The 14574-nt window shown below is 71.3% G+C and carries 16 protein-coding genes; 8 read left to right on the plus strand and 8 right to left on the minus strand.

Annotated elements, in window-relative coordinates:
* Nucleotides 1–91: 91 nt before the first annotated feature.
* Entirely contained in the window at nt 92–739 is a 648-nt protein-coding gene (locus tag AB0C19_RS21880) for a helix-turn-helix domain-containing protein (protein ID WP_357188079.1), read from the minus strand.
* 50 nt (nt 740–789) lie between these two features.
* Here AB0C19_RS21880 and AB0C19_RS21885 point away from each other — a divergent pair, with 50 nt between their 5' ends.
* A complete protein-coding gene (locus tag AB0C19_RS21885; RefSeq protein WP_357188081.1) occupies nt 790–1719 on the plus strand; it encodes an NADP-dependent oxidoreductase in 930 nt (309 codons plus the stop codon).
* Between the two features lie 100 nt (nt 1720–1819).
* On the opposite strand, the gene AB0C19_RS21890 is transcribed toward AB0C19_RS21885, so the two are convergent.
* From AB0C19_RS21890 to AB0C19_RS21920, 7 genes are all read right to left on the minus strand, one after another.
* Nucleotides 1820–2386: a dienelactone hydrolase family protein gene (locus AB0C19_RS21890; RefSeq protein WP_357188083.1), complete on the minus strand. Its 567-nt coding sequence runs from the start codon at nt 2384–2386 to the stop codon at nt 1820–1822.
* A 145-nt stretch (nt 2387–2531) separates the two neighbouring features.
* A complete protein-coding gene (locus AB0C19_RS21895) occupies nt 2532–3122 on the minus strand; it encodes a kinase (RefSeq protein ID WP_357188085.1) in 591 nt (196 codons plus the stop codon).
* A gap of 15 nt (nt 3123–3137) precedes the next feature.
* The gene (locus tag AB0C19_RS21900) at nt 3138–3800 is read right to left on the minus strand and encodes a pentapeptide repeat-containing protein (protein ID WP_357188087.1); all 663 of its coding nucleotides are present in this window, start codon (nt 3798–3800) and stop codon (nt 3138–3140) included.
* Between the two features lie 80 nt (nt 3801–3880).
* Nucleotides 3881–4987, minus strand: coding sequence for a nucleotide disphospho-sugar-binding domain-containing protein (locus tag AB0C19_RS21905; protein ID WP_357188089.1), 1107 nt, complete (start codon nt 4985–4987; stop codon nt 3881–3883).
* Nucleotides 4988–5066: 79 nt separating this feature from the next.
* Entirely contained in the window at nt 5067–6050 is a 984-nt protein-coding gene (locus AB0C19_RS21910; RefSeq protein WP_357188309.1) for an aldo/keto reductase, read from the minus strand.
* 47 nt (nt 6051–6097) lie between these two features.
* Nucleotides 6098–7405 carry a phenylacetate--CoA ligase PaaK gene (gene paaK, locus AB0C19_RS21915; protein ID WP_357188091.1) on the minus strand — a complete coding sequence of 436 codons (1308 nt, stop codon included), beginning with the start codon at nt 7403–7405 and terminating at the stop codon, nt 6098–6100.
* 78 nt (nt 7406–7483) lie between these two features.
* Nucleotides 7484–7933, minus strand: a complete 450-nt coding sequence (locus AB0C19_RS21920; protein ID WP_091398381.1) for a MarR family transcriptional regulator — start codon at nt 7931–7933, stop codon at nt 7484–7486.
* Nucleotides 7934–8068: 135 nt separating this feature from the next.
* Here AB0C19_RS21920 and AB0C19_RS21925 point away from each other — a divergent pair, with 135 nt between their 5' ends.
* The 7 genes from AB0C19_RS21925 to AB0C19_RS21955 all read left to right on the plus strand — a co-directional run bounded on the left by AB0C19_RS21925 (nt 8069) and on the right by AB0C19_RS21955 (nt 14573).
* On the plus strand, nt 8069–9289 hold the full coding sequence (locus tag AB0C19_RS21925) for an MFS transporter (RefSeq protein ID WP_357188094.1): 1221 nt from the start codon (nt 8069–8071) through the stop codon (nt 9287–9289).
* A 142-nt stretch (nt 9290–9431) separates the two neighbouring features.
* A complete protein-coding gene (locus AB0C19_RS21930) occupies nt 9432–10190 on the plus strand; it encodes a class I SAM-dependent methyltransferase (protein WP_357188096.1) in 759 nt (252 codons plus the stop codon).
* A gap of 83 nt (nt 10191–10273) precedes the next feature.
* Nucleotides 10274–10747, plus strand: a complete 474-nt coding sequence (locus AB0C19_RS21935) for a CrcB family protein (RefSeq protein WP_357188098.1) — start codon at nt 10274–10276, stop codon at nt 10745–10747.
* Nucleotides 10744–11106 (plus strand): fluoride efflux transporter CrcB, encoded by a 363-nt coding sequence (gene crcB / locus AB0C19_RS21940; protein ID WP_357188100.1) that lies wholly within the window; start codon nt 10744–10746, stop codon nt 11104–11106. Before AB0C19_RS21935 ends, crcB begins: the two co-directional genes overlap by 4 nt.
* A gap of 115 nt (nt 11107–11221) precedes the next feature.
* Nucleotides 11222–11746 (plus strand): PadR family transcriptional regulator, encoded by a 525-nt coding sequence (locus tag AB0C19_RS21945; RefSeq protein ID WP_357188102.1) that lies wholly within the window; start codon nt 11222–11224, stop codon nt 11744–11746.
* Nucleotides 11743–12423 (plus strand): ABC transporter ATP-binding protein, encoded by a 681-nt coding sequence (locus tag AB0C19_RS21950; RefSeq protein WP_357188104.1) that lies wholly within the window; start codon nt 11743–11745, stop codon nt 12421–12423. Before AB0C19_RS21945 ends, AB0C19_RS21950 begins: the two co-directional genes overlap by 4 nt.
* Nucleotides 12420–14573: an FtsX-like permease family protein gene (locus AB0C19_RS21955; RefSeq protein ID WP_357188106.1), complete on the plus strand. Its 2154-nt coding sequence runs from the start codon at nt 12420–12422 to the stop codon at nt 14571–14573. Before AB0C19_RS21950 ends, AB0C19_RS21955 begins: the two co-directional genes overlap by 4 nt.
* Nucleotide 14574 lies beyond the last annotated feature (1 nt).

Below are 14574 nucleotides of genomic sequence, written 5' to 3' on the forward strand. Positions count from 1 at the left end.
AGTGACCACCCTCTATACCGGAGCTCCGCTGCTTTACGCCTCAGACACGCCTTGACGATCCGCCCAACCGCTTAACTGAACGGCGTTGGTACTAGCCCACCTGGCTGCCTCTGGATACCGACGCCGGGGGCGCCAACCGCGCCACGGGCGGGAGCGGCGAGACATCCGGGGAGGCTCGGAGGGCCGCGATGGCGAGCGCGGCGAAGCGCCGGGAGGCGCTGACCTGAGCAGTCGGCGAGGTCACGCGGATACCGCTGTTGGCCATCAGCACGAGGATGACGTCGTCCAGGACGAAGTCGGGGCGAAGTCGACCCGCTTCCTTGGCGCGGCGAGCAAGTTCGTCGATCGCTCTGAGCGCGTATTCGCGGCGCGCCTCGAAATCAACTGCATGGGGAAAGGTCGACATGAGAGCTGCGGTAAAGCCTCGGTCGCGTGCGTGCAGTTCACACATTTTCTCGATCACGAGACAGAAACCGTGCCACGGATCCGGATCGGCAAGGCCCTCGTCGACAACGCCGCGACACGCGTACATCTGTTCTGCGAATGCCTCGGTGACCAGCATCTCCTTGGTCGGGAACCGGCGGTACAGGGTGGCGGGTGCAACCCCGGCGCGCCGGGCAACCTCCCTCATCGGCACGTCCAGGCCGTCAACGGCGAAGACCGCGCGGGCGGCCTCGAGGATGCGCTCGCGGTTGTCCAGGGCGTCGGAGCGAAGAGCGTGAGGCAAACGATCGGTCACCACTCTCACTTTAGCGAGGCGGACAGCGGCGTGCGTTAGCGTCCGGATGCATGAGGGCTTTGCAATTTTCGAAGTACGGTCCCGCGAGTGTCCTTGAGGTATCGGAGAAACCGGAACCCCACGCCGGACCCGGCCAGATACGGGTGGCGGTTCGGGCGTCGGGTGTCAATCCGGCCGACACGTACGTTCGCGCCGGTCGATTCCAGGAGTGGATTCCGCTCCGCCTGCCGCACGTGCCCGGTGTCGACGCTGCCGGCGTGGTGGATGAGATCGGTGACGGGGTGACCACAGCTCGGGTAGGCGATGAGGTTTTCGGGATCACGGACTACGCCCAGATGGGCGGAGCGAACGCCGAATACGCCGTTCTGGCCGCGTGGGCACGGAAGCCGACCACCCTGACCTGGGAGCAGGCCGGGGGCGCGGCGGGCAACATCGAGACGGCCACCCGGGTGCTCGACCGGTTGGGCGTCAAGGACGGCACCACGCTGTTGATCGAGGGCGCGGCCGGCGGGGTCGGTACGACCGCGATCCAGCTCGCTGTCGCTCGCGGGGCGGCCGTCATCGGCACGGCCAGCGACCGCAACCATGAGTTCGTCGCCTCGCTCGGGGCGATCCCGACCACCTACGGCCCCAGGCTGGCCGAGCGTGTCCACACACTGGTGCCCGGCGGGGTGGATGTCGTACTCGACTGTGCCGGCTCTGGCTCCATGCCAGACCTGGTCGGCCTGGTCGCGAGCCCGGACAGGGTGGTGAGCATCGCCGACATCAACGCCGCGGCCTACGGCGTGCACCTGTCGCGCGGCTCTGGCCCCGGCGCGGACACACCGGCTCTCGAAGGAATCGCCGCCGCCAGCGAACTCGCCGAGCGGAGTCGTTTCACAGTGCCGGTCGCGGCCGTGTTCTCTCTGGAAGAGGCGGCCGCCGCCCACGAGTTGAGTGAGTCCCACCATGCGCGAGGCAAGATCGTGCTGAAGCCGTAGGTGCCCCACCCAACATCTGTCCACCTGACCCGAGCACGCGCGGCCGACCATCCGGTGTGGTGGGCGAGCGCCACGCAGGCGCGGTCCGTGGGACGGGTGCTCAGCGGGCGGCCAGGAAGGCCAGCACGCGTGGCCAGGCCGCCGCTGTGGCGTTCGGCGAGTACTCGGCCAGTTCCGGGTCGCTGAACAGATGGCCCACGCCCGGATAGCGGAAGACCGTCAGGTCGGCACCGGCGTCGGTCAGCGCCTGCTGCCACTCGTCGACCTCGTCCGGCGCGTCGTACGGGTCCGGGTCGGCGAGGTGCAGCTGCACCGGCAACCCGGGTCGGACCGCGTCCGGGGCGCCACCGGTGCCGTGCAGCAACAGCAGACCGGCGGCGTCGGGGCGCTCGGCCAGCAGCGCGCCAGCCACCCCGGCGCCCATCGAGAAGCCGGCGAGCACCGTCTCCGGTGGCAGGTCACGCAGCGCGGCCCGGGCCCGGTCCAGAACCACCTCGTGGCCGATCTTGTCGAGCAGCGCGAAGCCCTCCTCGACGGTGTCGGTGGCCGGGACGCCGTACAGGTCGGGGGCGCTGACCTGGTGCCCGGCGGCGCGCAACCGGTCGGCGGCGGCGCGCACGGCGGGCCGCAGCCCGTACACGGAGTGGAACAGCACGACGTGTCGCATCCGGTCATCCTGCCGCAGCCGATCGGCCGTCCGGTGTGGCCACGCGGGGTGGGACCATGATCATGGTCGAGTCATCGGGTCCGACCGGGTTGCGTGAGTCCGACTGTTTGCGGCTATGGCCGATTCAGTCGAGTCAGCGTCCCAGTCAGTAGGCGGCTGAGCTGCTCGACGGGGACAGAACGCTCGGAGGCAGGTCGTCATCGCGTCCGTTCTGGGGTAGCCCAGCCGAAGCGGCGATGGCGTTGACGGCCTCGTTCAGTCCGGTGGTCTCGGGTAGGACGAGTTCGTCGGGCCAGTCCAGGACGTCATGGGCGGCGTACCAGCCGCTCATGACCTCGGCGGTGAACTCACCGGCCTGCGGGCGGGTGAGGTGCCGGCGCAGGGTCTCGGCCAGGGACACGTCGAGGTAGCAGAACAGGGACCGCCCTCGGTGGCTCTCCCGCAGGGCGGTCAGCATGCCCCGATAGCGGCTGGTGTGCATGATGCCCTCCAGCACGACGTGATAGCCGTGGTCCAGCGCGAACCGGACGGTCTGCCCGATCAACGCCGGTGCCGCACCGCCGGGATTGTCCCGCTCGCGCAGCAGGATGCGGCGCAGGTAGTCCTGCTCGACCAGGGCGCAGCCTCGGCCGTGCCGGCGTCGTAGCTCGCGGGCGATGCTGCTCTTGCCGGAGCCGGAGTTGCCCCGGACGCAGACGAGAACCGTGTCCGAGCTGCCAGTGGGTTCAGCGAGCACGACGCCTCCTCGGCTTCAGTCGTTGCGCACGGTGAGGTCGAGGGCGGCGACGATCAGCCGGGTGAGGTCAGGAAGTTGGTCCTCGCCGAGGGTGACGCCGCGCAGGTTGTCCAGCGGCGTCTTGAGTCCCTGGAGCCGGCTACCCCGCAGGTCGACGCCGTCGAGGTGGCAGGAGACCAATTCCAGTCCGGCGAGGTCACATGACCGCATCGCGACCCGCGGTAGTCGGCAGGAGGACCACGCGCCGTCGGTGAAAGTGCAGTCGGTGAAAGCGACCGAGCCGGCGACGGCGACGCGTTGGAGGGTGGCGTAGTCGAAGCGGCAGCCGTCGAACAGGACGTCCTTGAGGCGTACGTCGGTGAGTCTTGTGCCGGTGAACCGGGAACCGGTGATGGCGCAGCGTTCGATGGTGATGCCGGTCAGGGTCGCGCCGGAGAAGTCGGTGCGGGTGATCTCGCAGCCGTAGAGGCTGCCGGCCTCCCAGGTGCTCTCGCTCACGTCCACGCCGGTGATCAGACTGCTGCGGATGCGGGCATCATCCAGGTGCGAGCCTTGCCACGCCGCGCCCTCGACCAGGGCCTCGGTGAGGCCGCCGTCAAGGTCCGACGTGGTGTCGAGGTCGTCCGGTTCGAGGTCCGGTAGCAGAATCTTCACGTCGCCGATCGTGGTGGTGCGCATGTGTCCTCAACCTGTGTGGGCGCGGGGCGGGCACGCCATCCCTGCGATCCGTCGTCAGGACGTGACCCGCCGATCAAAAGTCAGACCAGCGCCGCCAGCCGCGCGACCAGGTCGGTCGGTGCCGGCATCGCGGCGATCTCGCGGCTGACCTGCGCGGCAGCGGTCCGCAGGCGTTCGTCGGTGAGCAGCTGGGTCAGTGCCCGCGCGGTGATGTCCCGGGGGCGCAGCGCCAGGCCGGCACCCCGGCGGGCCACCAGCTCGGCGTTGTGCCGCCGGTCCCCGGGACCCGTGGTGGCCAGCTGGGGCCGGCCTGCGGCGAGGGCGCCGAAGGCACTGCCCGCACCACCGTGGTGCACCAGCGCCGCGCTCGCCGGCAACGCCTCGTCGAGCGGGATCCAGTCGACCACCCGCACGTTGCCGGGCACCGAACGGGCCGACCGCTTGTCGGGGCGAACCAGCACGATCTCGGCGTCCACCTGGGCGGCGGCGGCCACCACGGCGGGCATCGGCCCCCTGTCGCCGGGGCCGGTGAGGGTGCTGCGGGTGACCAGGATCCGGGGGCGCTCACCCGGCTCGCGCAGCCAGGCCGGCAGCTCGCCACCGCCGACATAGGACATGTAGCGCATCGGCCAGCCGCCCTGGTTGGCGACGCTGGGTGGGGCCACGGCGAGGGCGGCGGCCGGCGCGGGCAGCTCGGTGAGGCCGTGCCGGCGCAGCGCCGCGCCGAGTCGGGCGACGGTGGCGCGGACCAGGTCCCGGCCGTCGAAGAGGGCGTTCTCCTGACGTACGGCCGGCACGTCGAGGCGCGCGGCGGCCACCGCACCGGCGACCGCGAACGGTTCGTACAGCACCAGATCCGGCCGCCACTGGGTGGCCAGCGCGACCACCGGATCGGTGAGCTGGTCGTTGAGCGCGCCGAACAGCAGGCCGGCGCCCCGGGTGCCGGCGGTGCCGGCCATCTCCGCCCGCGCGATCAACGGATGGCGGGGAAAGACCCGCAGCGCGATCCGGCCGAACTCGAAGCCCGGCGCGATGTCGTGCACCGGCAGACCGGCATCGGCGGCGGCCAGGGCACCACCGCCGGTGGCCACCAGCACGTCGTGGCCGGCGTCGCGGAGCGCGACAGCGAGCGGCACCAGCGGGAAGACGTGCCCGACGAGCGGGGCGGAGACCACCAGCACGCGCATGGACCCGATCCTATGTCGACCACTGCCACACCTGGGGGGCCTGCTCGCTGCCCTTCGGCGTCACCTACCGGTCGTCAGCTCACCAGGCGTAGGACTGCGGGGCTTCTCCCGGCCCGGGCCAGATCTGGTCGAGTCGCTCCATGACCTCGTCGTCGAGCCGCACGGACAGGGCATCGAGGTCGAGTCGCAGCTCGTCGACCGACGTCGCGCCGACGATGGTGGTGCAGACGACCGGGTTGCGCAGCAGCCAGGCCACGGCCACGGCCGCCGGCTGTGCGCCAAACTCCCGGCACAGCCCCTCGTAGGCCGTGAGCTGGTCGCGGTGCGCCTCGACGCGTTGCCGCGTCGAGGGGTCGGTGGTGCGGCAGTGGTCAACGGCGTCGAGCGCGCCAGCGAGCAGGCCAGCGTGCAGAGGGCTGTAGGGAATCAGTCCGACGCCGAGGTGACGCAGGGCGGGGACGAGTTCCTGTTCGACGGCGCGCACGGCAAGGTTGTAGAGGCTCTGCTCGCTGGTCAGGCCGAGAAAGTGGCGTGCCGAGGCGGCGGCCTGGGCGAGTGCCACGTCCCAGCCGGCGAAGTTGCTGCTGCCGACATAGGTGATCTTGCCTTCGCGGACGAGCTGCTCCATCGCCTGCCAGATCTCCTCCCACGGCGTGGCCCGGTCCACGTGGTGCATCTGGTACAGGTCGATGTGGTCGGTCTGGAGTCGCCGCAGGCTGGCCTCGCACGCACGGCGGATGTGGTAGGCGGACAACCGGCGGTCGTTCGGGCCCAGCCCCATCGGCTGGTACACCTTCGTGGCCAGGACGATGTCGTCACGGTGCCCACTGCGCCGTAGCCACCGGCCGACGGTCTCCTCCGCGATGCCATAGCCCTTCCGCATCCCCGGAGACTGTGGCCCGCCGTAGACGTCGGCGGTGTCGAAGATGTTGATGCCGGCGTCGACGGCGGCGTCCATGACAGCGAAACTGGTCGCCTCGTCCACCGTGTACCCGACGTTCATGGTGCCGAGGCCGATCCGGCTGACCAGCAGACCGGAGCGGCCCAGGCGCCCGTACGTCATGGTGTCCACCAGCCGAGGGTAGGGGACGTGGGTACGTCGGGCAGCGGTCAGGCGGACGGTCGCTGGTCGACGATGCGGCGCATCTTGCCCATCGACCGTTCCACGGTGTCCGGGGCGAGGACGTCGACCGCCACGCTCACCCCGATGGTGTTCTTGACCAACTGGACCAGCGCGTCGCCGGCCCGCTCGGCGGCGTCCACGTCGATGTCGGCTCGCCGCTCCACCCGCACCGTCAGGGAGTCCAGCCGGCCGTGCCGATCGAGGACGCACTGGAAGTGCGGCGAGAGCTGCGGGGTGCGCAGGATCAGCTCCTCGATCTGGGTGGGGAAGATGTTCACCCCACGCAGGATCATCATGTCGTCGGTGCGGCCGGTGATCTTCTCGATCCGGCGCATCGGCCGGGCGGTGCCGGGCAGCAGCCGGGTCAGGTCGCGGGTGCGGTAGCGCACCACCGGCATCGCCTCCTTGGTCAGGGAGGTCAACACCAGCTCACCCCGCTCGCCGTCGGGCAGCACCGCCCCGGTGACCGGGTCGATGATCTCCGGGTAGAAGTGGTCCTCCCAAAGGTGCAGCCCGTCCTTGGTCTCGACGCACTCGGTCGCCACGCCGGGGCCCATCACCTCGGAGAGCCCGTAGATGTCGACGGCGTGGATGTCCAACTGCTGCTCGATCTCTCGGCGCATGTCCTCGGTCCACGGCTCGGCGCCGAAGATGCCCACCTGCAGTGAGGTGGCCCGCGGGTCGATGCCCTGGCGGCGCATCTCGTCGACGATGGCCAGCAGGTAGCTGGGCGTGACCATGATGACCTCGGGCTCGAAGTCGCGGATCAGCATGACCTGACGCTCGGTCATGCCTCCGGAGACCGGGATGACGGTGCAGCCCAGCTCCTCGGCCCCGTAGTGCGCGCCGAGGCCGCCGGTGAAGAGCCCGTAGCCGTACGCGACGTGCACCCGGTCGCCGGGGCGGCCGCCGGAGGCGCGGATCGAGCGGGCCATCAGCCGCGCCCAGGTGCGCAGGTCGTCGCGGGTGTAGCCGACCACAGTCGGCCGGCCGGTGGTGCCGGAGGAGGCGTGCAGGCGGGCCACCCGCTCCCGGGGTACGGCGAACATGCCGAACGGGTAGTTCTCCCGCAGCTCCGCCTTGCCGGTGAACGGGAAGCGTGCCAGGTCGTCGAGATCCCGGCAGTCGTCGGGGTGCACGCCGGCCGCGTCGAACGCCCGCCGGTAGTGCGGCACGTTGTCGTACGCGTGCCGCAACGACCAGCGCAGTCGGTCGCGTTGCAGGGCGCGCAGCTCGTCGAGGCTGGCGCGCTCGATCGGCTCCAGCTCCTCGGGACGAGGGGTGCGGTCCTGCATCGGCTGCCTCCTTGGCGCGGCGGTCCCGGTGGGGCTGCGGGTACCGTACGCCCGCTGTCGCCGGGGCCGGCGGGGCGGTCAGCGGGTGGCCGGCAGCCGGTGCAGGGCGTCGACCAGCGGCGCCAGCTCGGGGGTGGCCTCCGCCTGGGCGAGCGCGTCGGTGAGCACCCGGTCGTGGGTGGGTCGGGTCTGGGCGAGCAGCTCGGAGCCGGCCGGGGTCAGCTCGGTGTAGATGCCGCGCCGGTCGTCGGCGCAGAGGATGCGGGTGAGCAGCCCCCGCTGTTCGAGGCGGGTGACCAGTCGGGTGGTGGCGCTGCCGGAGAGCGCGGCGGCGCGGGCGAGCTGGCTCATCCGCATGTGCCAGCCGTCCTGGCGCGAGAGGGCGTCGAGCACCGTGTATTCGACGACGGAGAGATCGTGACCGGCCTGTAGGGCCCGCTCCAGGGACGTCTCGATCAGCCCGTGCAGGGCGGCGAGGGTGCGCCAGCCCTGCGCGCGGATCTCGACCGCGTCGTCGGCGATGCCCATGCCGGCCTCCTCGGTGTGATCTGAACGGACCCCAGGTTACCACGCTTGCGCCGATATAAAGCGCGTGCAAGTATTTCGTTGCCAGCGCGCGTAGTTGCACGCGCCGCATATCTGACCCCTCCCGATGGGAAGACCATGTCCGTACGCCACAAGTCCCTGCCGCCCGGCCTGATCGCGCTGGCAATCGGCGCCTTCGGCATCGGACTCACCGAGTTCGTGATCATGGGGCTGCTGCCCGAGGTGGCCGCCGACTTCGCGGTCACCGAGCCGGTGGCCGGCTGGTTGATCTCCGGCTACGCGCTCAGCGTGGCCGTCGGCGGCGTCGCTCTCACCGCGGCGGTCACCCGCCTGCCGCGCAAACCCGTGCTGCTCGGCCTGATGGTGCTGTTCATCATCGGCAACCTGCTCTCCGCCGTCGCCGGCGACTACGCCGTGATGATGGCCGGTCGGATCGTCGCCGCGCTCTGCCACGGCGCGTTCTTCGGCATCGGCGCCGTGGTCGCCGCCGGCCTGGTCGCACCGGCCCGCCGGGCGGGCGCCATCGCCATGATGTTCGCCGGCCTGACCATCGCCAACGTGCTCGGTGTGCCGTTCGGCACCTTCCTCGGGCAGCACTTCGGCTGGCGGTCGACGTTCTGGGCGATCACCGCCATCGGGGTGGTCGCCCTGATCGGGTTGGCCCTGCTGATCCCGGCTGCCGACACCGCCAACGCCGACCGCCCGGCCGGAGGGCTGCGCGGCGAGTTGCGGGCCTTCACACACCCGCAGGTCTGGCTCTCCCTGGTGATCACCGTCCTGGGCTTCGGTGGGATGTTCGGCGCGTTCACCTACATCGCCTACACGTTGACCGAGGTCAGCGGCTTCGCCACCAGCACCGTGCCGTGGCTGCTCGTCCTCTTCGGCGTGGGGCTCTTCGCGGGCAACCTGCTCGGCGGCCGGGCGGCGGACAGGTCACTGTCGCGCACGCTGGTCACCGTCCTGGCGGTGCTCACAGTGGTGCTCGTCGGCTTCGCGCTGACCGCCACGAATCCGGTGCTGACCATCGTCGCGCTGGTGCTGATGGGCGGCTTCGGCTTCGCGACGGTGCCGCCGCTGCAAATGCGGATCATGCGGTACGCGCACCAGGCGCCGACCCTGGCGTCCGGGGCGAACATCGCCGCGTTCAACCTCGGCAACGCGTTGGGCGCGTGGATCGGCGGGGTGACGATCGCCGCCGGACTCGGCTACACCTCGCCGATCTGGGCCGGCGCCGCACTCACCCTCATCGGTCTGGGCGTACTCCTCGGCGCGCTGCGGCTGGCCCGCCGCGACGAGCCGGCTCGGGCCGACGCGAGCCTGGTGGACGCCCCGGTCTGACGTCGTCGGAAGGGGGACGCCGGGCCGGGCGGATGCCCGGCCCGGCGTCACTCTGATCATCGCCCTGCCATCTTCTCGCAATTGCAAAAGATGTGCAACAAGGTCTGGACAACACGCTCGTGCCGTAACTAGCCTGATCGCTATGAGTCCTTACATTGTGGATCCCTGGGCCTGGCAGGAGAGCTGGGACCGTCAGCAGGAGGCCTACCTCCCGGACCGGGAACACCGATTCACCGCCATGCTCGACACCGTCGACGCGGTCCTCGACGGCCGGCCGCCGCGCGTGCTCGACCTGGCCGGCGGCACCGGCACCATCTCGCTGCGTACGCTGGCGCGCTTCCCCACCGCCGAGACGACACTTGTCGACCTCGACCCGGCGCTGCTCGCCATCGCCGACGCCTCGCTGGCCGACCGGGCCACCATCATCACGGCCGACCTCGGCACCCCCGAGTGGCGCTCCACGCTGCCACACCAGGAGTACGACGCCGTGCTCACCGCCACCGCCCTGCACTGGTTGCCGGCCGACCGGCTCGGGCAGCTCTACGCCGAACTGCGTGACGTGCTGCGACCGGGCGGCGTCTTCGTCAACGCCGATCACATGCCCGACGACACAGTGCCGGAGCTGACCAAGCGGCTGATGGACCGGGCCCGGGACCGGCGCAACGCCCGGTACGCCGCCGGCTCGGTGCTGTCCTGGTCGGACTGGTGGGAGCGGGCCGGCGCCGACCCGGCGCTCGCCCCGCTGGTCGCTCAGCGACACGCCATCTACCCGACCGGGCACAGCCCCGAATGGAACCCGCCGGTCTCCTGGCACCTGGCCGCGCTCACCGCGGCGGGCTTCAGCGAGGTCGGCACGGTCTGGAGAGGCGGCCCGGACGCCGCCGTCGCGGCGGTGCGCTGACGCGACCCTCGCCGACAGTGCGCTGACGCCGCTGTGGCGGCACTGCGCTGACGCCGCCCCCGCCGGCACTACGCTGGGGAGCCGTGCCAGAGTCGTTCGAGCCGCGTACCGACCCCGACGTCGACCTGCGCGTCCCCGCCGACCGCCGCGAACTGACCGCGCGCCCCGCGACGGTCCTCGCCGCCATCGCGGCCGGCGGGGTGCTCGGCGCGCTGGCCCGGGCCGGCCTGCAACACGCCGTTCCGCATCCACCGGCCGGCTTCGGTTGGGCCACGTTCACCATCAACACGTCCGGCTGCCTGCTGATCGGCGTGCTGATGGCGGTGCTCGGGCACCTCGACGGTGGACCTCCGCTGGCTCGCCCGTTCCTCGGGGTCGGGGTGCTCGGCGGGTTCACCACCTTCTCCACCTACGCGGTCGATGTTCAGCAGGCGATCGTCGTGGGCGCACCGGGCACGGCGCTGGTGTACCTCGCCGCGACGGTGCTCGGGGCGCTCGTCGCGGTCGCCCTGGGCGACGCCGTCACCGCCGGGCTGCTGCGTCGGGTGACCCGATGACCGCGCTGCTCATCGCCCTGGGCGCGGCCGTCGGCGCGCCGTTGCGCTACCTCACCGACCGGGCCGTGCAGTCCCGGCACGGCTCCGCGTTCCCCTGGGGCACGCTGCTCGTCAACGTGGCCGGGTCGCTGCTGCTGGGCGTCCTGGTCGGGTGGCCGGCCGGCCCTGCGGTCAGCGCGTTGCTCGGCACCGGGTTCTGTGGCGCGCTGACCACCTACTCCACCTTCAGCTACGAGACGCTGCGGCTGGCCACTGACGGTCATCGACTCCTCGCGCTGGCCAACGTGCTCGGCAGCGTGGCCGCCGGGCTCGCCGCGGCCACCGCCGGCTACGCGGTGGCCCGCGCCCTGACCGGCTGACCGCACACCAGCCGCGCCGCGCCCGACTTCATCCCCAGCAACGCCTGAACCACTGCCGATCCACCACACACCGAGGGTATATACGCGGGGTATACCCTCGGTGTAGTCTGCTGGCATGAGCGTGCCACTGACCCTCCTCGGACTCCTCGAACGCGAGCCCAGCCACGGTTACGACCTGAAGCGCGACTACGACGCCTTCTTCGGCCGCGGCAAGCCACTGCCGTTCGGCCAGGTCTACTCCACCCTCAGCCGGCTGGCCCGCGACGGCAAGGTGGTGATCAGCGACGTCGCCCCGGGCTCCGGCCCGGACCGCAAGCGCTACATCATCACCGACGTCGGCGCGACCGAGGTCGAGCAGTGGCTGACCCAACCGGTCGACCCGGAACCGCACCTGCAGACGGTGCTCTTCGCCAAGGTCGTGCTCGCGCTGATGCTCGACCGTCCCGCCGACGAATACCTCGACACCCAGCGCAGCGCGCACCTGCACCGGATGCGTGAGCTGACCGAGATCAAGCGCGCCGGCAGCCTGGTCGACGCGCTGCTCGCCGACCACGGCCTCTACCACCTCGAGGCGGACCTCCGATGGATCGAGATGACCGGCGCCCGCCTGGACGCCCTGCGGAAAGAGGTACGGCAGTGAACGCCGTGATCGAAGCGCGCGACGTCGAGTTCTCCTTCGGTCAGACCCCCGCCCTGCGCGGCGCCAGCGTCGCCGTGGAGGCGGGCGAGATCCTCGCCGTCATGGGCCCCAGCGGCTCGGGCAAGTCCACCCTGCTGCACTGCCTGGCCGGCATCCTGGTGCCCGACTCCGGCGAGATCCTCTTCGACGGGGCCCACGTGCACGCCATGGCCGAGACCGAACGCAGCAGCCTGCGCCGGGACCGGTTCGGTTTCGTGTTCCAGTTCGGTCAACTCGTCCCCGAGCTGACCGCTGTGGAGAACGTCGCGCTGCCGCTGCTGCTCAGCGGCGTACACCGCAAGCAGGCGCTGCCCCGGGCGCGGGCCTGGTTCGCGCGCCTCGGGTTGGACGGCCTGGAGCAGCGGCGTTCGGGTGAGCTCTCCGGCGGGCAGGCGCAACGGGTCGCCCTGGCTCGCGGCCTGGTCGCCGAGCCGCAGGTGCTCTTCGCCGACGAGCCGACCGGCGCGCTCGACTCGCTCACCGGCGAGCAGGTGATGGACCTGCTGGTCGGCGCCGCCCGCGAGCAGGGCACCACTGTCATCCTGGTCACCCACGAGCCGAGGATCGCAGCATACGCCGACCGCGAGGTCATGGTCCGCGACGGGCGCGTGAACGCGCCGGACCGGATCGCCTCGTGATCCGCTTCGGGCTCCGCCTCGCCGTGGCCGGCGGCCGTGAGGCGCTGACCCGCCTTGTCGTCATCGCCGCCGCCGTCGCAGTCGGCAGCGGGCTGCTGCTGACCACCCTCGCCGGGGTCAACGCGGTAAACGCCCAGCTCACCCGATACGCGTCGATGTATCCCAGCGCCTCGGCCGGCGACGCCGACCCGCTGTGGTGGTCGAACCGGCAGGACTTCTTCCACGGTGAGCAGATCATTCGGATCGACGTCGCCGCGACCGGCTCGACAGCGCCCACCCCGGTCGGCATCCCGACCACCCCGGGCCCCGGCGAGTACTACGCCTCGCCCGCGTTTCGCGAACTGCTGGCCGCCCACCCGACCGACCAGCTGGCGGACCGCTACCCGGGGCGTGACCTGGGCACCGTTGGTCCGGCCGCGCTGACCTCGCCGGACACCCTGCTCGTCATCGCCGGCGGCGCCCCCGACCAGGTCGCCAAACTGCCCAACGCGCAGAAGGTCACCAGCGTCGGCGAGACCCCCGCCCTCCCCGAGGCCACTGTGAACCTGATCCTGGGCGTGATCGCCGGCGGTTTGCTGTTTCCGGTGCTGATCTTCATCGGCACCGCCACCCGGCTCAGCGCCGCCCGCCGGGAGCAGCGCTTCGCCGCGATGCGCCTGGTCGGCGCGACGCCCCGGCAGATCTCGATGGTCGCCGCCGTGGAGGCGGCAGCCGCCGCCGTCGCCGGCACCACCGTCGGCTTCGGCCTGTTCTACGCCTTCCGCGACCCGCTCGCGGCCATCCCGTTCACCGGCATGCCGTTCTTCCCCAGCGACATGTCCCTGGGCGTGCTGGACGTCCTGCTGGTGGCGCTCGGCGTCCCGGCCGGCGCGGCGCTGGCGGCCCAGGTCTCGCTGCGCCGGGTCCGGATCTCACCGCTGGGCGTCACCCGGCGGGTCACTCCCAAGGCTCCGCGCGCGTACCGGCTGATCCCGATGGTGCTCGGCGTCGCCGTGCTGGTCTTCGCCATCGGCTTCCGGCCCGAGACGTCCGACGGTCAGGCCGCTGTGTTCCTGCCCGGGCTGCTGCTCATCATGGCCGGCCTGGTCTTCGCCGGCCCGTGGTTGACGATGGTCGGCGCCCGGGTGATGGCCCGGTACGCCAACCGCCCGGCCACGCTCATCGCCGCGCGACGCCTCGCCGACAACCCGAAGGCCGGCTTCCGGGCGATCAGCGGCATCATGCTGGCGCTCTTCGTCACGAGCGTGTCCGTCGGAGTGATCACCACGATCGTCGCCAACCGCGGCCCGTCACCCACCGGCTCGACCGACGCGGGCACTGTGACCACCGTCTTCGACGAGCAGACATCGTCGGTGCCCGGCACGCTCTTCGCCGAGCTGCGGGCGATCAACGGGGTGCGCTCCGCGACCGCCATCCGCGAGAACCCGGTGGTGACCGACTCCGGCGAGGTCGGGGTGATCGCGTGCACCGACCTGCCGAGCGCGTACGGCCGGTGCGCGGACGGCGCGAGCGTCATCGAGGTGCCGTTCGGCCTCAGCCGCTGGCGGGAGTCGGCATCGCCCGCGACGGTCTGGCCCGCCGCGTCGCTCACCCTCGACGAACTCCAACGGCTACCGGTCGGGGCGATGGTCGTCGGCACGGACGGCTCCGCAGCCGCCGTCGAGGGCACCCGCACCGTGCTGGAGGTTGCCTTCCCCACCTTCTGGGTGGGGCCGAACGTGCCCGGTGACTTCGAGTCGGACTTCGCGAACACGCTGCGGGGCTGGGAGCAACTGGCCAACGTCGTCATCATCGCCAGCCTCGCGCTCGGTGGGTGCAGCCTCGCGGTCAGCGTCATCGGCGGTCTCACCGAACGCCGACGTCCGTTCAGCCTGCTGCGCCTCAGCGGCGCTCCGGTGCGGATTCTGCGTCGGGTGGTGGCGTTGGAGAGCGCCGTGCCGATGCTCGCCGTCGCCGCCGTCGCCATCGGCATGGGCCTCCTCGCCGCCCATCTGTTCCTCAGGGCGCAGATGGACTACACCCTCGTCGCGCCGGAGCCGGGCTTCTACGTGATCGTCGTGGTCGGGTTGGCAGCCTGCCTCGGCGTCATCGCCTCCACCCTGCCGCTACTGGAACGCATCACCGGCCCGGAGACCGCCCGCAGCGAGTAGT

It is taken from the genome of Micromonospora sp. NPDC048842, assembly GCF_040649935.1.
GTDB classification, from domain to species: Bacteria; Actinomycetota; Actinomycetes; order Mycobacteriales; family Micromonosporaceae; genus Micromonospora; species Micromonospora hortensis.